The sequence below is a fragment of the Streptomyces sp. NPDC093984 genome (assembly GCF_044764595.1).
GTDB lineage: Bacteria > Actinomycetota > Actinomycetes > Streptomycetales > Streptomycetaceae > Streptomyces > Streptomyces cynarae.
Map to the genome: position 1 here is coordinate 578,034 of NZ_JBIWIM010000002.1, position 21,250 is coordinate 599,283.

The window sequence follows — 21,250 nt, forward strand, 5'->3', positions numbered from 1 at the left end:
CTCAGCCTGTGCGGTCCGCCTGCCCGGGTTTCTTGTCGGCGGACTTGCCGTTCGGCTTACCGCCGGGCTTGCCCGCGTCGCCGGTCCGCGCCTGTGACAACTGGTCGGCACAGTAGGCAGCGACGTTGTCCTCTCCGCCGGCGGCTGCGAGGAACCGCTGCCAGGCCGTCGAGTCCAGCGCCGTGCCCCGGCCCTTCACCGACGCGTACGCGCGGCATCGGGCCTGGATGTCCTCGGCCGTGGGCGGACGGTCCTGCGGGGCCGAGGTGGCAGGCATGGTGGGCTCGGCCGCCTCCGGCGCCGTCCTGGAGGGCTGAGAAGCCGTCGGTGACGGACGCCGCTGCCCAGGGGCCTCGTCCTGCGGGCTCCCGGCGGAGTCGGGGGAGCCGATCGCCGCGATCGCGACACCGCCCAGGGTGAAGGCGGCGGCGAAGAGGGCGACGGTGGCTTTCACCCAGGGCCCGGCAGGGCTGCGCCGCGCACGCCAGTCGTCCCGCCTCCGGGTCCGCGCCTCCTTGTGAAGCCCTGCCTCGCGCGCGGCGCGGAAAGCGGCCACAGCTCGCCGCTCGGCGGTCGTGTCAAGGGCGTCGGCACGCAACGCGTGACCGAGCGCCGCTTCCAGGTCCGTGAGACCGGCCGCGCTGTCCGCATGGGCCACTGAGCTGTCCGTGTGGGCCACTGGGCCGTCCGCGCCGGCGCGTCGACGGGCGAATGCTCCGCCGTCGCTGTGTCGGTCGCCCATGCCTGTGTCCGTCCTTGCGTGATCGTTGCTCGTTTGTTGTACGCGTTCGGCGCCGTCGCTGCTCATTTCGACTGCCTCAGCGTATGGACCCCTTTCCCTGTCACAGCTCAGGCGCCGAGTCGGCGGGCCAGCCGTTTCAGCCCGCGGTGCGCGGCGGTGCGGACCGCGCCAGGCCGCTTGCCGAGGACACGTGCGGCGGCCGGCCCGTCGAGGCCGACGACGACGCGCAGCAGCACCGCCTCGGCCTGATCACGGGGCAGGCTGCGCACCAGTTCCAGCGCGCGTTCGGTCGAGAGGGCCTCCAGCGCCTGGTCATGGGCACTGTCCGGCCCCGGCAGCTCCATGAGGTCCAGATCGAGCGCGGCGGGCACGGGGCGGCTACGACGGCGGCGCAGGTGGTCCAGGGCCCGGTGACGGGCGATGGTCGCGCTCCAGCCGCGGAAGCCGGCGCCGTCGCCCTTGAACCGGCCCAGGTCGCGGGCGATCTCCAGCCAGGCTTCGGACGCCACGTCCTCGGCGTCGTCCATGACCAGCCCGCGCAGGTGACCCAGCAGTCCGGGCTGCACGATCCGGTACACGACCGCGAAGGCGGCCTCGTCGCCGTCCTGAGCCCGCGCGACGGCGGCACCCAACTCCGCGTCCCGCGGCTGCCCGCCGCGGGGCTCGCCTCCCTGGCCCACAACCTGTCCCAGTCCGCCCGTTCGTCGAGCACGCGGCGGTGGAACCGCGCCGCGGTGCCGCGAGTCGCCGCCCACCCCTACATGATCATCAGCGCCGGGACGCACAGGAATGTCACAGCGGTCCGGACGGCATTCGGACGACACCGATCGTGCGGATCGAGCGCGCCGGCGACCCCATGCAGGCAAGCGAGCGCAGTGATCTGCGTCACTCCGGCCTGTTTCCCTGTGATGTTCCCCGGCCCGGCCGCGCTGGGTGGGTGGGTCACCCCTGTGACGGGTGTGCCCTCCGTGACTTTGTTCTGTGGCCCTTTGCCGGGCCCGAGGGGTGGATACGTCGTGAGTCGTCGTACGTCGCATGCGTACAGACCGCTGAGTCTCAAGCGTCGGGTGTGGCTGACGCTCGGTGCCGTGGTCCTGGGGGGCGGGGGCGTGGTGACCTACGCCGTCGCCAGCCCCTCCGACCATGGGGCGGCGGGCCGTGCCAAGCGCCCGGTGAAGGTCTACGACCTCACGCTGAAAGGCACCGAAGCCGGCAGGCGGGAGCTGCCGCGCACGGACACCGAGCAGTTCTCGATGGTCGGCGTCTCATGGACGGGCGGAGCCAAGCGGCTCGACGGCACGGCGCAGGTGCGCACCCGCAGCCTGGAGACCGGCGAGTGGAGCGCCTGGCGCGACCTCGAAGTGAACGTCGACCCGCTGGAGAAGCCCGGCCCCCGTGTGCGCGGCGCCTCCGAGGCCCTGTGGGTCGGCTCCTCCGACGGCGTCCAGGTACAGGTCGTCCGCAAGAACGGCGCCACCGGCCCGCTGCCCAAGGGACTCGAGGTCAACCTGGTCGACCCGGGCGTGGTGACCGACGCCGAGACCAGGTCCACCACCGGTGAGCCGGCCGCGTTCGTCGCCGAGACGAGTCCCGGGGCCACGCCCACCGACTCGACCACCCCGACCGACTCGGCCACGCCCACGGACTCCGCCGCACCCGGCGACGGCACCACCACCACGCCCACGGACGGTCAGACCACCACGTCCCCGGCGCCGACCGGCACCGCGCCCACGGCCACCCCGACCGACTCGGTGTCCGCCTCGCCCACGACGAGCGCGTCGGCCACCACGCCCTCCGCACCGCCGTCCACCGTGCCCGAACCGCCGATCACCTCGCGCGCCGACTGGGGCGCCGACGAGTCGCTCAGCCCCGACCCGTCGGACTACAACGCGGACGTCAAGGCCGTCTTCGTCCACCACACCGACGGGGCCAACGACTACTCCTGCGCCGACTCCGCGTCGATCGTGCGGGGCATCTACGCGTACCACACGCAGGTCAACCACTGGAACGACATCGGCTACAACTTCCTCGTCGACAAGTGCGGCACCATCTTCGAGGGCCGCAAGGGCGGCGTCGACCTGCCGGTGCTCGGTGCCCACACCTACGGCTGGAACCGGGAGTCCGCGGGCATCGCGGTGCTCGGTGACTACACCAGCACCAGCGCCTCCAACGCCGCGCTGGCCTCGATCGCCCGCGTGGCGGCCTGGAAGCTCGGCCAGTACGGCGCCGACCCCTCCGGGACGGTCCAGCTCACCGCGGGCGCGACCCAGACGAACTACTTCGGCACCAGCTTCACCGCGGGCGGCAAGTACACGTTCCAGCGGATCTCCGGCCACCGTGACGGCTACAACACGCAGTGCCCCGGCGGGTCGCTCTACAACCAGCTGCCGACCGTCCGCGCCTGGGCGTCCGGCCCGGTGCAGGGCCTGAAGGTCTCCTCGGTCGGCGGCGCGGGCCTGTCCGGCTCGACGTTCTACACCAAGGGCGGCATCACCGTGCACTGGACGGCCACCACGCCGTCCTCGCTCATCTCGGGCTTCAAGCTGCTCGTCGACGGCAAGACCGTGGCCACCGCCCCCGGCTCCGCCACCTCCGTCGGTGCCACCCTGCCCCTGGGCAGCCACACCGTCGCGGTACAGGCCGTCCACCAGTCCGGCAAGACCTCCACCAGCGCTTCGGTGAACGTCGTGGCGGAGACGACGGCGCCGACCTTCACCACCACCCCGGCGCTCTCCCTGCGCACCGGCACCGTCAACACCGGCGCCGTCCCGGTCACCCTCGGCTGGAAGGCCGCCGACAACACCGCGCTCAGCTCCGTGAAGCTGCTGTCCCCGACCACGGCCACCTTCGGTCCGACCACCACCGGCTCCAGCCGCACCGCCACGTCCGGCACGGCCACGACCTGGTCGATGCGTGCCTACGACTACGCCGGCAACTACCGCACGGTCTCCCCGGCGTACACCCCGGTGATCCTCCAGGAGAGCTCCGCCACCAAGTCCGGCAGCTGGACCACTCGCTCCTCCACCAGCTACCTCGGCGGCAAGTCCTACTCCAGCGGTTCCAAGGGCGCCAGCCTCGCCTGGACCTTCACCGGCCGTTCAGCCGCCTGGGTGGTCTCCCGCGCCTCCACCTCCGGTCAGGCCTACGTCTACGTCGACGGCACCAAGGTCGCCACGGTGGATCTGAAGTCCTCCACCACCCTCTACCGGCAGGCGATCTGGACCAAGACGTGGACCGGCAGTGCCCAGCACACGGTCAAGGTCGTGGTGGTCGGCACCAGCGGCCGTCCCACCGTCACCACCGACGGCCTCGTCTACATCAAGTAACCCGGCGCCGCCGACGTCGGCGGCGTGCCGTCCGACCGGCGCATGCGGTCCCGCATGCGCCGGTCGGCGTGTGCGGGGACCGGCATGACCTCGCAAGCGCCCGAGCGGTCAGCCGGCCGACCGGTGCCGGTCCCTCCGGGAGCAGCCCCCTCTTCTGCGGCCGTCAGTGCTTCTACGGCCGTCAGCGCCTCGCGGCCGGCAGTGACCGCCATTCGGAGGCATGCGCCGGGGCGAGGTCCACCCTGGCCGACCCCAGGGCCGGGGAACCGGTGGTGGGAGCGCACAGAGCCTTCGCCATGAACGTGTTGATGGCGTCGTCGATCGGGCTCGGGGTCACCGTGCCGTCCGGTCCGAGCTTGTCGTACTTCGACAGGTTGTAGGCGAGCGCCATCTGCCGGCGGCCGTCCGGGCTGGAGATCACCCATGTCTCGGCGCCGAACACCGCGCCGCTGTGGCCCCAGAACGTGCCGCATCCCCAGTCGAACCGTCTGACGCCCAGACCGTAATGCCCCGTCACGTTGCCCTGGTCGTCGGTCATCGGGACCGTCGTCTCCATCTCGGCCAGTTCGGCGGCGGGGAGCAGCCGGCCGGTGAGCAGCTGCCGGTAGAAGCGGTCGAGATCCGCCATGGTGGAGACGACGGCGCCGGCGGTTCCGGCCCAGGACATGTCGTAGACGCTGTAGTCGCGCGGTGGATCGATCAGTCCGTAGAAGGACTCGTACAGCTTCGGGTGCGGGCCGGTGATGCGCGGGCTGACGGGGAAGTACGTGTGCCGCAGACCTGCCCGGCGGATGACGTTGCGCGTGATGTACCGCTCGGGACTCTCGCCGGTGAGCTTGCCGAGCAGCAGCCCCGCGATGATGTAGTTCGTGTTGGAGTACGACCACTTCTCGCCGGGAGCGCCGGTCGGCGGAGCCTGCACTCCCATCCGGACCAGCTCCCGTGGGTCGAGGTGCCGGAAGCGGTTCTCGTCCAGGCTGCTCGTGGACAGCGTCTGCAACGACGGGAAGGCGTAGAGGACGTAGTCCCCGATACCGCTGGTGTGGTTCAGCAGCATTCGCACGGTGATCCGGTCACCACGCTGTCCGGGGACGAGGCCGGGGAGGTACCGGGAGACGGGCGCGTCCAGGTCGAGGCGGCCCGCGGCGACCTGCTGGAGCAGGGCGACAGCGGTCATCGCCTTGGAGATGCTGCCGATCCGCTGCTCCATGTCCGGCGTCACCGGACGGCCGGTGTCCCGGTCGGCGACACCGGCGGCACCGCGCCAGGTGGTGCCGCCGTCCCGCACGGCCGCGTAGGCGCCGTACACGCCGGCGGTGTGGATGGCCTCGAGCGCGTCCGCCAGGGCCGCCCGGTCCATGGCCGGCCGGTGGGCAGCGGAGGCGGGGGTGGCCGGGCGGGTGGCCGCTTGTGCCTGGGGGAGCGCGGCAGCCGAGGTGACGAGGGCGACGGCACAGCTGAGGGCAACGGCCCATCCCCGTCTTGTCGGGGCCGGGCGTCGCTCGTGCCGGCGTGCTAAGTGCATGGGTTGTATCAGCCTCTCTGCGTGCGGGAACCGGGAAAGATCCTCACGGTGATCTTCGCCGGGGCGGTGGTGAGGGGCATCGTGCACGCGGAGGAGCAGCGGAGGAGCAGGGGTACTACCGGCGGACGAGCGGATTTCGGTCAGGTGGTTCCGACCGGGCGATGGGAAGGCCGGGGGCGGGGTGCGGCACGGCACCCCGGGCCGTTGAGTGTGCGCGTTCCAGCCCGTAAACGATAGAAAGGGGATATGACTGGAGAATCCGGTCGATCTGCGCGCCGTCGGCGCCGCCCACGCGGCTCGCTGAGCGTGCGCAGTCTCGCCGGGCAGGTCTTTCTCCTGCAGTTCGCCGTCGTGGTGCTGCTCGTCGCCGCCACGCTGGTGGCTCTCGTGGTGCAGGCCCGGCGCGACAACATGGCGGACGCCCGGAACCGCACGCTCGCCGCCGCCCAGACGTTCGCCAACTCGCCGGGGATCGTGGCCGCGCTGAACAGTCCGGATCCGAGCGCGGTGCTCCAGCCGCATGCCGAGGCGGCCCGGAAGGCCGCTGGTGTCGACGCCGTCATCGTGTACCGGCTGGACGGGATCACCCTCGCCCACAGGGATCCGCACCAGATCGGCAAGCATGTCATCGGCCCCTACGCGCAGGCCGCGGCCGGCAAGCCGTTCACCATGACCTTCCAGGGGTCCCTGGGGCTCTCGGTGATCTCGGCCGTCCCGGTCAGGGCCCCCGACGGCTCGGTCGTCGCCATCGTCTCCGTTCCCGTCACGGTCGAGAAGGTGCAGCACCGGGTGGACCGGCAGCTGCCGGTGCTCTTCGGCGGCGCCGCCGGGGCGCTGGTCATCGCCGTGGGCGGGTCCGCCCTGGTGAGCCGCCGGCTGCGGCGGCAGACCCATGGCCTGGGCCCGACCGAGATGACCCGGATGTACGAGCACCACGACGCGGTCCTGCACGCCGTACGGGAAGGCGTGCTGATCATCGACGCCGAGGGCAGGCTGCTGCTGGCCAACGACGAGGCACGGCGGCTGCTGGACCTGCCGGCCGACGCCGAGGGGCGTCATGTCACCGATCTGTGCCTCGAGGAGGACCTGCCCGGGCTGCTGGCCTCCGACAGCTCGGCCACCGACGAGGTGCACCTCGCGGCCGACCGCCTCCTCGCGGTCAACAAGCGGCCCACGGCACCCCACGGGCCGGCCGGCAGCGTGGTGACGCTCCGGGACACCACGGAGCTGCTCGCGCTGTCCGGCCGGGCGGAGGTGGCGCGCGAACGCCTGAAACTGCTCTACGACGCCGGGGGCCGGATCGGCACCACCCTGGACGTGAAGCGCACCGCCGAGGAACTGGCGGAGGTGGCGGTGCCCCGGTTCGCGGACGTGGTCACCGTCGAACTGCTGGACCCGGTCCTGTCCGGCGGGGAGCCCTCCGCGGCGAACCCCGACGTGCGTCGGGTCGCGATCGCGGGCCTGCACGACGACCGTCTCCTCTACCCCGTCGGCGCGCTGTTCCGGTTCATCCCCGCCCACCCCGTCGCCCGGGCGATGGAAGGCGGAGCGGCGGTCCTCGTCAGGGACCTGAGCGCGGACGGCAGCTGGGTGGCCCAGGACGCCGTACGGTCCCGGCGCATCCTCGACCACGGCATCCACTCCCTGCTGGCGGTCCCGCTGCGGGCCCGCGGGGTGGTACTGGGAGCGGTCGACTTCTGGCGGTGGCGCGGCTCCCCGCCGTTCGACGAGGAGGACGTGTCCTTCGCCGAGGAGCTGGTCGCCCGGGCCGCGGTGAGCATCGACAACGCCCGCCGCTTCACCCGTGAGCACACGATGGCCGTCACCCTGCAGCACAGCCTGCTGCCCCGCGGGCTTCCCGAGCAGTCCGCCCTCGACGTGGCCTACCGCTATCTGCCCGCGCAGGCCGGAGTGGGCGGCGACTGGTTCGACGTCATCCCGCTGTCCGGTGCCCGGGTGGCCCTGGTGGTCGGCGACGTCGTAGGCCACGGCCTGCACGCCGCGGCCACCATGGGCAGGCTGCGGACCGCCGTGCACAACTTCTCCGGCCTGGACATGCCCGCGGACGAGCTCCTCGGCCGACTGGACGAACTGGTGGCCCAGATCGACGCCGAGGAGGTCACCGCAGGGGAGGACGGGCAGGGGATCGCCGGGGCGAGCTGCCAGTACGCCGTCTACGACCCCGTCTCCGGGCAGCTGGCCATCGCCACCATGGGCCACCCGGGACCGGCGGTCGTCCATCCCGACGGGAGCGTCGACTTCCCGCCCGTGCCCGTCTCCCCGCCCCTCGGCCTGTGCGCCGGTCTGCCCGTGGAGAGCACCGAGCTGAGCGTGCCCGAGGGGTCTCGGCTGGTGCTCTTCACCGACGGCCTGGTCGAGGACCGCGACCGCGACCTGGACACCGGTCTCGCGACCCTGCGCGCCGCCCTGACCGGACCCGACCGCACTCCGGAGGCCACCTGCGCGAGGGTGATGGACGCGCTGCTGCCCGAGCGGCCCTCGGACGACATCGCGCTGCTGGTGGCCCGCACCCGCTGTCTCGGCCCCGACCGGGTCGCCGAGTGGCAGGTGCCCCGCGACCCCGCGGCGGTGGGCCCGGTGCGCACCGCCTGCGCCCGCCGGCTGACGGAGTGGGGCCTGGAGGAGAACGTCTTCACCGCCGAGCTCATCCTCAGCGAGCTGATCACCAACGCGATCCGCTACGGCGGCGAACCCATCTCCGTCCGGCTGCTGTGCGACCGCGCCCTGATCTTCGAGGTGGCGGACGGCAGCAGCACCTCGCCCCGGCTGCGCCGGGCGAAGGCCACCGACGAGGGGGGCCGCGGACTGTTCCTGGTCGCCCAGTTCGCCGAGCGCTGGGGCACCCGCTACACGGGCACCGGCAAGGTCATCTGGGCCGAACAGTCCCTCCACGGCGGCGCCACGCCGGGCGCCGAAGGGCTCGGCGAGATCCTGCTCGGCCAGTGGGAGGACACGGCCCTGTGAGGGCGCCGCACACACCGCCTCACCTGCGCGATCGCCCGGCGTGGGTACGCTGGCCTGGATGACCGAAGGGCCGACGCGGTACCCGTACCGCGGCTGAAGGCCCGAGAGTTCCGGAACTCCACGATCGCGCCGTCCGCACCCCGTCTGGAGCCGTCGTGACCGCACCCCGTGGCCGAGCCGCAGCCGTCCTCGGCTGCCTCGCCCTCACGGCACTGTGCCTGAACGCCTGCGGCGGCCCACCGGCCACCCGGCTCGAGAAGCCGGCGACGGCGACCTCCGCGGAGAACGTGGGCGGCATGCGGGCCCTGGCCGCCGCGGCGAAGAAGGAGGGCAGGCTCACGGCGATCGCGCTTCCGCGTGACTGGGCCGACTACGGCGGCCTGATCGACGGCTTCCAGAGGAAATACGGGATCAAGGTGACCGTCCAGCACCCACTGGGGCACAGCCAGGACGAGATCAACGCCCTCAGAAGCAGCGGAACGCGGCCGACCGCCCCCGACGTGATCGACGTCGGCGACAGCTTCGCGCGGACAGCGGTGCGGCAGAACCTGCTCGCGCCGTACAAGGTCGCGGCGTTCGACGCGATCCCCGGCAACCAGAAGGACCCCGGGGGCCGCTGGTCCAACAACTACGGCGGCTACATCTCGATCGGCTGCGACGCCCGGCGCGTCAAGCCCTGCCCCCAGACCTTCGCCGATCTGCTGGAGCCCGCCTACAAGGGGATGGTCGCCCTCGCCGGCGACCCGACCCGGTCGGAGACCGCCTTCGCCAGCGTCTACGCCGCCGCGCTGGCGAACAACGGGTCGTTCGACGACATCCGGCCCGGCATCGACTTCTTCACCAAGCTGAAGAAGAGCGGCAACTTCAATCCCCTGCCCGCCACCTCGGCGACGGTCCGGGACGGCCGGACACCCATCACCGTCAACTGGGACTACATCAACCTCCACGCCGCCGACGAGCTCCGCGGCAAGGGCGTGGACTGGCAGGTCTCGATCCCGTTCGACGGCAGCTTCGCCCAGTACTACGCTCTGGCGGTCAACAGACACGCCCCGCACCCGGCGGCCGCCCGCCTGTGGCAGGAGTACCTGTTCAGCACGGAGGGCCAGAACCTCCGGCTGCACGGCTATGCCCGCCCGGTCCTCATGGACGTCATGCGGAAGGACGGCACCCTGGACAAGACCGCCGCCGCCCGGCTGCCGACGGTGGAGGGAACACCGCAGTTCCCGACGGACGCGCAACTGGAGAAGGCCAGGCGGACCGTCGACCGGGGCTGGACGGCGGCCGTCTCCGGCTGACCGGCGCGCCCTACGAGGAGTCGGTGGGCGGCAGCGGCTGCTCGGTCCAGATGGTCTTGCCCGTGGGGGTGTAGCGCGTCCCCCACTGGTGGGTCATCTGGGCGATGATGTACAGGCCCCGGCCGCCCTCGTCGTCGCTCGCCGCGTGGCGCAGGTTCGGGGCGGTGTGCCCGGTGTCGGACACCTCGCAGATCAGGGAGCCCGCGGCGAAGCCGCTGATCGGCTCCGTGCGGATCAGGCGCACCTGGATCGGGCCGCCGACGTAACGGATCGCGTTGGTGACCAGCTCGGTCACGATGAGCTCGGTGGTGAACACGAGGTCGTCGAGACCCCAGTCGCCGAGCTGCTTGCCGACGGTGTTGCGGACGGTGGCGACCGCCGCCGGGTCCGCCGCCAGCTCCCACTGTGCGAGCCGGTTGCGGTCCAGCAGGCGGGTGCGGACCAGCAGCAGCGTGGCGTCCTCGTCCACCGGCCCGGGCAGCAGCGCGGCCACCGCCCGGTCGCACAGCTCCTCCAACGACTCGCGGTGACCGGTGAGGGCCCGGGCGAGCAGACCGCGCCCGGCCTCGGGGCCGTCCGCCGCCTGGAAGAGGCCGTCCGTGAAGAAGGCGAGAAGGCTGCCCGGCGCGAGCCGCAGTTCGGTGGACTGGTAGGGCGGGCCGGCGCCTCCGAGCGGCGGGCCGGGCGGGAGCTCCGGGTAGTCGGCGACGCCCGTGTCCGGCGCGACGACCGCCAGTGGCGACCGGCCCGCCCGCGCCAGGCTGCACTGTCCCGACACCGGGTCGTAGACCGCGTACAGGCAGGTCACCCCCCGGGCCTCGTCGGCGTGCCGGCCGTGGCCCGCGGGATGGCCGGGCGCGCGCTCGTGCGCGGTCTGCTCGACCAGGTCGGCCAGCCGGGCGAGCAGCTCGTCCGGGGCCAGGTCCAGCCGGGCCAGCACGCGGACGCCTGTACGCAGGCGCCCCATCGTGGCGGCCGCCCGCAGCCCGTGGCCGACCACGTCCCCGACGACCAGACCGACCCGGGTGCCCGACAGTGGGATGACGTCGAACCAGTCGCCGCCCACCCCGGACCCGTTGTCGGCGGGCAGATAGCGGCTCGCGGCCTGTACGGCGGTGTGCGGCGGCAGGCGGTGCGGGAGCAGGCTCCGCTGGAGCTTGAGGGCCGCGGTGTGCTCACGGGTGATCACCAGCATCAGCACGAAGCCCAGCAGCAGGGCGCCCAGGCCCACCACCGTGACCCCGCCCGTCGGGCCGATCACCGGCAGGTCGACGACCGTCGCGCCGTAGCGGGGGTCCGCGTAGACGCCGAAGGCGGCGTAGAGGAACAGCGCGAGCATCAGCAGACCGCCGAGCCCCGGCAGCACGCCCTTGCACAGCAGGTCACGGGCGCTGCGGGTGAGGACCCTGCGGTGGTACCACAGGCAGGCGAAGCCGGTCAGCCCGTAGTAGAAGGCGATCGCGAGGCCGACCGATTCGACCGAGTCGGCCAGGAAGTCCCGGCTGAACGAGGACAGCAGGAGCAGAACGGCGATGGAGAGCGCGCCCATCCCGACGGTCGACCAGGTCGGGGTGAGGAACCTGCGGTGGACCCGGGCGAACCGGGCGGGGACCGCCTTGTGGACCGCCATGGAGAACACGGTGCGGGCCAGCGGCAGGATGGTCGTCTGGGTGGAGGCCAGCGCCGAGGTCAGCACCATCAGGATCAGCAGCCTGGAGAACACCAGCCCCGGTCCGTGGTTGCCGAAGACGGCGTCGCCCAGCCCGGAGAGCACATCGCCCGAGTTGCCGGCGTTGCCCAGCCCGATGCCCGAGCTGCCGATCCCGGCGAACGCCTGCGCGGACGTCGACACCAGCGCGTAGGTGACCAGGAGCAGCACGGTGGAGACCACCGCGGCGCGCCCGGGGGTGCGGGTGCTGTCGACGGTTTCCTCATTGACCGAGACGGCGGTGTCCCAGCCCCAGTAGATGAACACCGCCACGAGGAGGCCCGAGGTCAGCGCCTTCGCCGAGGACACCTGGAAGGGGTCGAACCAGGAGGCGGAGATGTGGATGGCCGTCGGGGGAGCTCTGGTGTAGACCCTGACCAGCGCGGTCACCGCGAACAGGACCAGCACCGCCACCTCGACGCACAGCAGCCAGCGCTGGAGGGCGGCCGAGATCTCGATGCCGATGTAGCAGACGGCGGTCAGTACGACGATCCAGGCGACGCCCGCCACGGTGGTCCACAGCCGGCTCGCCGCCAGGCCCTCCAGGCCCACCAGCCGGAAGCCGTAGATCCCGGCGATCTCGGCGAGGTTGGCCAGGACCAGGATGTCCGCGACGATCAGGCCCCAGCCGGCCATCCAGCCGGTGCGCGGCCCGAAGGCACGGGTCGCCCAGGTGAAGGCGGTCCCGCAGTCGGCGTTGGACGCGTTCAGCTCCCGGTAGGCGTACGCGATCATCAGCATCGGGATGAAGGCCAGCATGGTGACGATCGGGGCCTGCAGTCCCACACCCGCCACGATGAGGCCCAGCGTGGCCGCCAGGCTGTACGCCGGGGCGGTGGAGGCCAGGCCGATGACGACCGAGGAGAACATCCCGAGGGCGCCGCTCTTGAGCCCTTTCCGGCCGGGCCCCGTGCCGGGGGCGGGGCGGCCGGCGGGACGAGTCGAAAGTGTGGCCTTGTCACCCACCTTGCCCATTATGTGGAGAATCGGCAGGGAGCGCTTCTTCGTCACCGGGCGGGGCGACCGGGCCGGGGAGGGCGTCCCGGGCCGGGGAGGGCGTCCCGGGCCCGGTGGTCTCAGGGCCCGGCCAGCCCCGTCTTCAGCCCCGCCCCGCACAGCGGCACCACCGCACTGCGGGATCCGAGGACCCCTTCCCGTACGGCCGCCCAGCAGGCCACGCCCGTCGACTCCACGTACAGGCCCCGGGACGCCAGGTCGAGTTGGGCGTGGCGGATCCGGTCCTCGGTCACCGTCAGGAACGTGCCGCCCGAGTCGCGTACCGCGCGCAGGATCTGGCGGGCCCGGGGCGGCCGCGGGATCGCGATCCCCTCGGCCGACGTCGGCCCCGCGGGAGTGACGTCCACCAGGTCCTCGGCGCCCTCCTCCCACGCGCGTGCCAGCGGGGCGACCGCCGCCGCCTGCACCGCGTACAGCACCGGGCGGCGGTCGAGCAGCCCCGCCCCGTACAGCTCCGCGATCGCGAGGGAGGCGCCCAGCAGCAGCGTGCCGTTGCCGACGGGGAGCACCAGCACGTCCGGGAGCCGCCCGCCGAGGTCCTCCCACAGTTCGTGGACGTACGTCTTCGTGCCGTGCAGGAAGTAGGGGTTGAAGACGTGCGACGCGTAGAACACCCCCGGCTCGTCCGCCGCGTCGCGTGCCACCCGCGCCGCCGCCTCACGCCCGCCCTCGACCGGCACCACCCGCGCGCCGTGCGCCTCCATCTGCTCCAGCTTCTTGGCCGAGGTGCCCTCGGGGACGTACACCGTGCACGGCAGCGCGGCCCGGGCGCAGTACGCGGCGATCGCCGTGCCCGCGTTGCCGCTGCTGTCGGCGATCACCTGCCGGGGCTTCAGGCGCAGCGCGAGTTCGGCCAGCAGCACCGCGCCGCGGTCCTTGAAGGACAGCGTCGGCATCAGGAAGTCCAGCTTCGCCGAGATGCCGTCCGTCAGCTCCACGAGCGGTGTACGCCCCTCGCCGAGACTGATCGAGGGCCCCGCGAGCGGCAGCGTCTCCGCGTACCGCCACAACGAGTTCACCCGGCCGCCGAGGGACTTCAGCGGGGCGGGCGTGGGCGCGAAGTCCAGGTCCAGCGGGCCGCAGCAGACGGGGCAGCACCAGGCGAGCGACTCCGCGGCCACCCGGGTGCCGTCCGCCGGGCAGTAACAGTCCGGCAAAGGTGTCATGCGTGAAGGCTAGTTCTCGGTCTTCCTGACTCTCTGTCATGAGGGGTGTGCGGCTTCCGTGTTCGGGGCAGGTGTGACGGCGTCCGTAACGGGGAGAAAGTGCCTGGGTAAGCCCTCGGCAGAGAGAAGTCATCACATCGGGTGATTCTTTGGCCCGTGCTTGCATGGCGGAACCGACGGTTGCCAGGCTGTTGCTGTCTGTACAACCTGATGGGAGCGGCCAGTGACTTTCGGTGAGCAGCCGGCGTATCTGCGTGTCGCGGGTGATCTGCGCAAGAAGATCGTCGACGGTCTGCTGCCACCGCACACCCGGCTGCCGTCCCAGGCCCGCATCCGCGAGGAGTACGGCGTCTCGGACACGGTCGCCCTGGAGGCGCGCAAGGTGCTGATGGCCGAGGGGCTGGTGGAGGGCCGCTCCGGGTCGGGCACCTACGTCCGGGAGCGGCCGGATCCGCGGCGCGTCGCCCGCTCCGGGTTCCGGCCGGAGAGCGGCGCGACCCCGTTCCGCCAGGAGCAGGCGGACGCCTCCGTGCGCGGGACCTGGGAGTCGCACAGCGAGCAGACGGCGGCGAGCGGCGCGATCGCCGAGCGGCTCGCCATCCAGCCGGGTGACCGGGTGATGTGCACGAAGTACGTGTTCCGCGACGCGGGCGAGGCGATGATGCTGTCCACGTCGTGGGAGCCGCTCGCGCTGACGGGGCGCACCCCCGTGATGCTGCCCGAGGAGGGCCCGCTCGGCGGCATGGGGGTCGTGGAGCGGATGGCGGCCATCGACGTGATCGTGGACAACGTCACGGAGGAGGTCGGCGCCCGCCCCGGCCTCGCGGAGGAACTCCTGGCCCTGGGCGGCGTCCCCGGCCATGTGGTCCTGGTCATCCAGCGGACGTTCTATGCCTCGGGGCGCCCGGTCGAGACGGCGGACGTGGTGGTACCGGCGGACAGGTACCGGGTGGCGTACCACCTGCCGGTGAAGTAGGAGTAGCCGGAAGCCGGTGAAGTAGCCGAAAGGGGGCGGGGTGGCCCCTTCGGGAGTGCACGACACCCGCCTCCGAGAGCACCGTGACACCCCGCCTCCGAGAGCACCAGCACCCGTGACACCCCGCCTCTGGAACGAGCCCGCGGTGTCCGCCTCGACGAGCCCGCGGCGTCCGCCGCCGACAAGTCTCACCCCGGCCGTCGCGCCCGTCCGCCCTCAAGTCTCTTTCCCTGGCCCCCGGTTGCCCCGCTGTCCAGGCTGTCCCGCCGCTGCAATCCGGTCGTTTCTCGCCGCCTGACCCCCCGGCGCTTCACGCTGCTCCGCGTGCACCAGGGGCGTGTTAGGGGGCGCGTGTGACGGCGCGCGCCCCCTCCGTCATGGCTGGTTGCGTACCTCTTTGTGAAAAGTCGGATTCGCTGCGTGAAGGTAAGGCGTAGGCTCAGGCATATGCGCAGTGCGGTTTCCTTGGTGGGCGGGACATGTCGGAAGCCGGGGGCGGGACTCGGGCGGGCAGGGGCGGGAAGGAGCAGTGGGGCGCGATGGACGACAGCACGGTCACTCTCCCCTGGCTCGTCATACGGCAGGACGACAACGGCAACCGCTACCGCGTGGGCAGGTACGCCACCCGCGCCGAGGCACAGAAGATCGTGGACAGCCTCGCCGACCGCGGCCACAAACAGCTCTACTGGGTAGAGCGCATCGGGCAGAACGCAGGCGCGTGAGCCGCACCCGTAGCGCGTGGGTGACCCGTCCCGCGTGGGTGACCCCTCGTGCGGCTCCCGTAGGCTCCGGCGCATGACGCAACCGATCGTGGTGGTCGGCGCCGCCGTGCTGGACGGCGGCCGCCTCCTGGCCGCCCGCCGCAGCGCACCACCGGAACTCGCCGGCCGCTGGGAGCTGCCCGGCGGCAAGGTCGAACCCGGAGAGACCCCCGAGCAGGCCCTCGTGCGCGAGCTGCGCGAGGAACTCGGCGTCACGGCGGAGCCGGTCGCACGCGTCCCGGGGGAGTGGCCCCTCAAGCCCGGGTACGTCCTTCGTGTGTGGACCGCCCGCCTCGTCGCCGGCACCCCCGAGCCCCTCCAGGACCACGACGAGCTGCGCTGGCTGACCCCCGAGCAGGTCTGGGACGTCGACTGGCTCGATCAGGACGTCGCGGCGGTCCAAGCGGTAGGGGCCGCGTGGCAGCCGCTCCCGCACCACGGCGCCTCATAGAGCCTGGAACTACCGCCCTCCGGGCGGACCGCGGCAGTTCGACGACCGTGCCCGGCGGTGTGAACGCGGGCTTCTATGCATGGATACGGTAAAACCTGTGCCCGCCTCGTGAAGGGCCCCCGTCGCCGCGCAGGCCGGAATGTCACGGCCCCCACCTGCGGAAAAGCCGCAAGTCGCGCCCCGCGGCGGGGTCGTCCCGGTATCTCGGCGGCTGGTGGTGATGGGGCTGGTGTTGCGCCAGGGGCTGGCGCCCCATACGCCGTTCGTGCCACAGTGCGCCCCAGTGCGCGGTAAGGCGCCATTGATATCGGGTATGTGCCCATTAACCCCACGAAACCGGACATGGGTGGGCTTCTGGCCTGGGAAGTGATCGGCGTGCTCGACACCCAAGGCGAAAGCGCCGAGTGGACGTTCCCCGCAGACCCCGGTGCGGTCCGCACCGCCCGCGCCGTCGTCCGGGGCCAGCTGCGCGCCTGGGGTCTCGACGAGCTCGGCGATGTCGCCGCGCTGCTGGTCAGCGAGCTGGTCACCAACTCGATGCGGCACGCCTCGGGCCCCATCGGCGTCCGCCTCGTGCGGGCCGCCGGCCCCGTGCGCACCCTGCGCGTCGAGGTCTCCGACCCGCTCCCCGACTTCCCCCGCGAGCGCAGGGCCCGCTCCGACGAGGAGGACGGCCGTGGTCTGCAGCTGGTCGCCCACTCCTCGCGCCGCTGGGGCACCCGGCCGGCGGACATCGGAAAGACGGTCTGGTTCGAGCTCGCGGTTCCCTGCTGACCGCGCTCATCCGGTGCACGGCAGCGCGCCGCCGGCGCTGTCGGCGGGGTGCGCACCGACCGATCGGATCGAGCCAGGAGCCCGGGCGGCGTTCTTTGGTTCGAGCGGGCACCACCTGGTTAGAAGACTGGGAGTATTGCCCGGCCGGTCCAAAAACCATCGGGATCGTGCTGTGATCGTGAACACCGTGTTGTGCGGCACCGTAGTGCTGGATACTGCGGGCAGCCGCCCCCGGTGACCGGTGCCGGACGCGGTGAGCTGGAGGGGACGGTTCGCGTGAGCGAGATACCAGCGAAGGCCACGGAGTCCGAGGACCCGTCGGACGGCGCGAGGGGCGGGGCCGCGGTCGATGCCGCCGCGGCCGTCGAACCGCGCGACCCGGCGGGCGGTCCCCTGTGGCAGAGCAGTCCGCCCGGCTCCATCTACGACTACATCAAGGTCGCCTCCTTCTCCCTCGGCCCCGACGGGCTCGTCGACCAGTGGAGCCTGCGCGCCGAGCATCTCTTCGGCATCCCCGCCGAGCGGGCCGTGGGCATGGACCCCATCGAGGCGTTCGTCGCCGCGGACCTGCGCGAGCGCGGCCAGCGCAAGATGGCCGAGATCCTGGACGGCCGCGAGTGGACCGGCGTCATCCCCTTCCGGCTGCCCGACGCGGAGCGGACCGAGGGGCTCGCCGAGGTCTATGTGATGCCCACCACAACCGAGGACGGCGAACAGGGCGCGGTGTGCATCATCGTCGACGCCCGCACCCTTCGCAGCATCGAGACCGACCTCGCCGCCTCGCAGGCGATATTCGGCCAATCTCCTTTCGGCTTCCTGCTGATCGACCCCGACCTGCGGGTACGCCGCGCCAACGAGCGGTTCGCCTCCACGTTCGGCGGCGCGCCCGCCGAACACCGCGGCCGCACCGTCCACGACTACCTGCAGTCCCCGGAGGCCGAGCGCATCACCGCCACGCTGCGGCGCGTCCTGGAGACCGGCCAGTCCATCACGGACATGCACATCACCGGGTTCGTCCCCGGCTCCGACGAGCGCAAGCACTGGTCCGTCAACCTCTACCGGGTGCACAGCGGCAGCGGCCGGCCCATCGGAATCGCCTGGCTCGGAACCGACATCACCGCGCGCCGCGCCGCCGCCCGCGAGGCCGCCGCCGCCCGCCGCAACCTCGCCCTGCTGAACGAGGCCGGCGCCCGCATCGGCAACTCCCTCGACCTGGAGACCACCGCCCGCGAACTCCTCGACGTCGTCGTGCCCGGCTTCTGCGACCTCGCCACCGTCGACCTCTACCAGGGGCTGCTGGCCGGCGACGAGACACCGCCGGGCCTGCCCGACGGCAGCGCCGAGCTGCGCCGCGTCGCGTTCGCCAGCGCCGTCTCGGACGCGCCCCTGGCCGGCGGGCCCGCGCCCGTCGAGGTCGGCGCGGTGCACCACTTCTCCTTCAACTCGGCCTTCGCCGACGCCCTGCGCACCGCGCGCCCCCGGCACATCTCCGCCGAGGACGGCGGCCTGATCCAGTCCACTCTCGCGGTCCCGATGGTCGCGCACGACACCGTGGTCGGCCTCGCCCAGTTCTCCCGCACGAAGGGCAGCGAGCCGTTCGGGGAACGCGACCGCGCGCTCGCCGTGGAGCTCGCCGCGCGCGCCGCGGTCTGCATCGACAACGCGCGCCTGTACCGCCGCGAGCACGAACGGGCGCTGATCCTGCAGCGGTCCCTGCTGCCGCCGGGTGACCCGGAGGCCTCCGGCCTGGACATCGCCTGCCGGTATCTGCCGGGAAACGCGGCCACCGGGCGGCCGAGCGAGGTCGGCGGCGACTGGTTCGACGTCATCGAACTCCCCGGCCACCGCACCGCGTTGGTGGTCGGCGACGTCATGGGCCGGGGCCTGCGCGCCGCCGTCGCCATGGGCGAACTCCGCACCGCCGTGCGCACCCTGGCCCAGCTCGACCTCGAACCGGCCGAAGTCCTCGCGCAACTGGACGAGATCGCGCGCGGCCTCGGTGCCCCCGGGGGTGTCCAGCAGGCCACCCGTGCCGCCCGCCGGCCCCGCGAGGCCGACCTGTCCGAGGTCTACCTCGCGACCTGTGTGTACGCGGTCTACGACTCGGTGACGCGCCGCTGCACCTTCGCCAACGCGGGCCATCTCCCGCCGGTGCTCGTCGAGCCGGGCGAGCCCGCGCTGATGCTCGACGTGCCGCCCGGGATGCCGCTCGGTGTGGGTGGCGAGCCGTTCGAGGAGGTCGAGGTCGAACTCCCGGAGGGGGCGCTGCTGGCGCTCTACACGGACGGCCTGGTGGAGTCCCGCGACCACCCCCTGGACGAGGGCCTGCAGGCGTTCGTCGGCGCCCTCACCGACCCCTCCCAGCCACTGGAGGACGTCTGCGACCACGTCCTCGCCACTTTGGACACCCATCACGGCGAGGACGACATCGCGTTGCTGATGGCACGTGTACAGGGGCTGCCGGCCGACTCCGTCGGCGACTGGACGCTGCCCCGCGAGCCGCGCAGCGTGGGCCGGGCCCGGGAGTACGCGCGCGGACAACTGCTCAGCTGGGACCTCGAACCGCTGGTCGACACCACCGAACTCCTCGTCAGCGAGCTGGTCACCAACGCGTTGCGCTACGGCGAGGGCGAGATCAGACTCCGGCTGCTGCTTGACCGGACGCTGGTGTGCGAGGTGTGGGACTCGGGCCTGGTCCAGCCGCGCCGCCGCCGCGCCCGGGACACCGACGAGGGCGGCCGTGGGCTGCAACTGGTCGGCATGCTCTCCGCGGCCTGGGGTTCGCGCCGTACGCCGCGCGGCAAGACGGTGTGGTTCGAACTCCCGCTGCCGGGCGGCGAGGGCGGCGTCACGGACCCGGCGGAGGCGTTGCTGAGCCTCTTCTAGGCGACGGGTCCGTGTTTCCCGGTCGGGGCCCGCTCGCGGCCGGCGCCGCACGGAACAGCTCGCCGCCGTCCCTGCGCCCCCGGGTGGCCGGCCCGCCGAAGCTCGCGGGTCCGCCGTGGCCGCCAGGGCCGCGCCGCGCTGCGAGCAGGATGCCGCCGAGCACGGCGCCGCCCGTCCGCAGACCCTCGCCGTACGGCGTCCCGTACGCCCGTACGTCCCGCTCCGCGAGCCGGCGGGCCTCCCGGGCGAGTGCGTCGGCCTCACGGGCGTCGGCGAGGGCGTCGGCCGGCGCGGGGACGGGCGGCACAGCGGTGTTCACCGCGCCGCGCAGCCGTCGCTCGGCCTCGGCGAGCCGCGTCCGGGCCTCCCAGCCGACGGCGCCGCGGTGCGTGGTCACATGGTCGGCGGCCGTCCCGACGGTACTGCGGGCCACGAGCACGGCCTGCTCGAGCCGCCCCAGCGCCCCGGAACCCCGTGCCACCCGGTGCAGGGCCCGGTCCAGCCCCAGGGCCACCTGTTCGATGCGCCGCAGCGCGCCCACGGGGTCGTAGGGCCCCTCTCCGTTCCGCTCCTCCCGCACCCGCGCCACCACCGACTCGGCGTGGGCGATCGCCCGGGCGGTGTCCGTGCCCAGGAGTCCGCGGGCCTCCGCGAGGCCCGCCTCCATGTCGGTCAGGGCCGTGGGCAGGCACTCCGCCGCCGTCAGGTCCGCAGCGAGCCGGACCACACCGTCCACGAGGACCGTCGCCTGGTCGGTCGCGGCCTCGGCGGCGCGCAGCAGGGCCACCGCGTCGTCCGTCGCACCGTCCTGCAACGCCCGCCGCGCCCGGTGCAGGACGGTCGTGGCGAAGAGCAGCCGGTCCTTCGCCTGGTCGTCGTGGCCGGCCACCGGCAGACAGGCCGACAGGGCGTACCGCGCGCGTATCCCGGCGAGCGTGCGGTCCGCCTCCGGGACCCGTGCCGCCACCTCCCGCAGCCGTGCCTCGGCACGCTCCAGCGCCTCACCCGCGGTCCGCTCCAGCGCGCGGATCCGGTCGAACTCGGGCGCCTGAGCGTCCAGCCGCCGCCCGGCCGCCTCGCACCGCTCGACGACCTCCTCCAGCAGCCCCCGCGCCTGCCCCTCCCCGTCGTCGAACCGCTGCCGCAGCCGGAACGCCTGTGCCAGCTCCACCGCGGCGAACTCCACCGCCTCGGCGCACTCCCGTACGGCCGCGTCCCCGAACGCCTCCGCCGCGCGGCCGAGTTCCTCCCGGCTGGTGCGCACACAGTCGTCCGTCTCGACGAGCAACCGCCTCGCGCGCCGGTCGAGTTCGTCCAGCGGTACGACGGTGGGCAGCATCCCGCCGGGCGTCGTACGGGTCGCCGCGCGCAGCCTGCGCCGCACCGACGCGTACGCCGCCACGGCGACGGCGGCGAGCGCGGCGACCAGCGGCAGCACGAGATCCCCGGTGGAGGTGTGGTGCGGCACCAGCACCACGGCGAACACGACAGGCACCCTCCGCACGGCTCGGAACACGGCGGCCGGGCGCGGCCGGCGTCGACGGTGGGGCGGCGTCACATTTCGGAGCGTATGGCTGAACACGCGGCACCGCGACCGGGGTGCGGCGCCCGATGCACAGGACGCTCCGCCCGCAGACC

Annotated in this window: 14 protein-coding genes; 8 read left to right on the forward strand and 6 right to left on the reverse strand. The window is 72.8% G+C overall.

Features of this window, described 5'->3' with window-relative positions:
- Nucleotide 1: 1 nt before the first annotated feature.
- Together ACIRC0_RS10445 and ACIRC0_RS10450 are read right to left on the reverse strand one after the other, a co-directional pair.
- The gene (locus ACIRC0_RS10445; protein WP_403613895.1) at nucleotides 2-742 is read right to left on the reverse strand and encodes a hypothetical protein; all 741 of its coding nucleotides are present in this window, start codon (nucleotides 740-742) and stop codon (nucleotides 2-4) included.
- A 107-nt stretch (nucleotides 743-849) separates the two neighbouring features.
- Nucleotides 850-1,422: an RNA polymerase sigma factor gene (locus ACIRC0_RS10450; RefSeq protein ID WP_403613897.1), complete on the reverse strand. Its 573-nt coding sequence runs from the start codon at nucleotides 1,420-1,422 to the stop codon at nucleotides 850-852.
- 270 nt (nucleotides 1,423-1,692) lie between these two features.
- Here ACIRC0_RS10450 and ACIRC0_RS10455 point away from each other — a divergent pair, with 270 nt between their 5' ends.
- Entirely contained in the window at nucleotides 1,693-4,068 is a 2,376-nt protein-coding gene (locus tag ACIRC0_RS10455; RefSeq protein WP_403613900.1) for a peptidoglycan recognition protein, read from the forward strand.
- 181 nt (nucleotides 4,069-4,249) lie between these two features.
- Here the strand turns inward: ACIRC0_RS10455 and ACIRC0_RS10460 are convergent, their stop codons facing one another.
- A complete protein-coding gene (locus tag ACIRC0_RS10460; RefSeq protein WP_403613903.1) occupies nucleotides 4,250-5,428 on the reverse strand; it encodes a serine hydrolase domain-containing protein in 1,179 nt (392 codons plus the stop codon).
- A 411-nt stretch (nucleotides 5,429-5,839) separates the two neighbouring features.
- Here ACIRC0_RS10460 and ACIRC0_RS10465 point away from each other — a divergent pair, with 411 nt between their 5' ends.
- Nucleotides 5,840-8,578 (forward strand): SpoIIE family protein phosphatase, encoded by a 2,739-nt coding sequence (locus ACIRC0_RS10465; protein WP_403613906.1) that lies wholly within the window; start codon nucleotides 5,840-5,842, stop codon nucleotides 8,576-8,578.
- Between the two features lie 155 nt (nucleotides 8,579-8,733).
- Nucleotides 8,734-9,873 carry an ABC transporter substrate-binding protein gene (locus ACIRC0_RS10470; protein ID WP_403613908.1) on the forward strand — a complete coding sequence of 380 codons (1,140 nt, stop codon included), beginning with the start codon at nucleotides 8,734-8,736 and terminating at the stop codon, nucleotides 9,871-9,873.
- 10 nt (nucleotides 9,874-9,883) lie between these two features.
- On the opposite strand, the gene ACIRC0_RS10475 is transcribed toward ACIRC0_RS10470, so the two are convergent.
- Nucleotides 9,884-12,547, reverse strand: a complete 2,664-nt coding sequence (locus tag ACIRC0_RS10475) for an amino acid permease (protein WP_403613911.1) — start codon at nucleotides 12,545-12,547, stop codon at nucleotides 9,884-9,886.
- Nucleotides 12,548-12,657: 110 nt separating this feature from the next.
- Complete coding sequence (locus ACIRC0_RS10480; protein ID WP_403613914.1) at nucleotides 12,658-13,764, reverse strand: pyridoxal-phosphate dependent enzyme; 1,107 nt, start codon at nucleotides 13,762-13,764, stop codon at nucleotides 12,658-12,660.
- Between the two features lie 223 nt (nucleotides 13,765-13,987).
- Between ACIRC0_RS10480 and ACIRC0_RS10485 the strand changes: the two genes are divergently transcribed.
- The 5 genes from ACIRC0_RS10485 (at nucleotide 13,988) to ACIRC0_RS10505 (ending at nucleotide 19,612) form a co-directional block, all read left to right on the forward strand.
- A complete protein-coding gene (locus ACIRC0_RS10485) occupies nucleotides 13,988-14,740 on the forward strand; it encodes a GntR family transcriptional regulator (protein ID WP_403613916.1) in 753 nt (250 codons plus the stop codon).
- A 539-nt stretch (nucleotides 14,741-15,279) separates the two neighbouring features.
- Entirely contained in the window at nucleotides 15,280-15,462 is a 183-nt protein-coding gene (locus ACIRC0_RS10490) for an SPOR domain-containing protein (protein WP_403613919.1), read from the forward strand.
- 73 nt (nucleotides 15,463-15,535) lie between these two features.
- Nucleotides 15,536-15,952 carry a (deoxy)nucleoside triphosphate pyrophosphohydrolase gene (locus ACIRC0_RS10495; RefSeq protein ID WP_403613922.1) on the forward strand — a complete coding sequence of 139 codons (417 nt, stop codon included), beginning with the start codon at nucleotides 15,536-15,538 and terminating at the stop codon, nucleotides 15,950-15,952.
- Between the two features lie 342 nt (nucleotides 15,953-16,294).
- A complete protein-coding gene (locus ACIRC0_RS10500; RefSeq protein WP_403613925.1) occupies nucleotides 16,295-16,726 on the forward strand; it encodes an ATP-binding protein in 432 nt (143 codons plus the stop codon).
- Nucleotides 16,727-17,002: 276 nt separating this feature from the next.
- Complete coding sequence (locus tag ACIRC0_RS10505; RefSeq protein WP_403613927.1) at nucleotides 17,003-19,612, forward strand: SpoIIE family protein phosphatase; 2,610 nt, start codon at nucleotides 17,003-17,005, stop codon at nucleotides 19,610-19,612.
- Here ACIRC0_RS10505 and ACIRC0_RS10510 read toward each other — a convergent pair.
- A complete protein-coding gene (locus ACIRC0_RS10510; protein ID WP_403613929.1) occupies nucleotides 19,575-21,098 on the reverse strand; it encodes a TPM domain-containing protein in 1,524 nt (507 codons plus the stop codon). The genes ACIRC0_RS10505 and ACIRC0_RS10510 overlap by 38 nt on opposite strands.
- Nucleotides 21,099-21,250 lie beyond the last annotated feature (152 nt).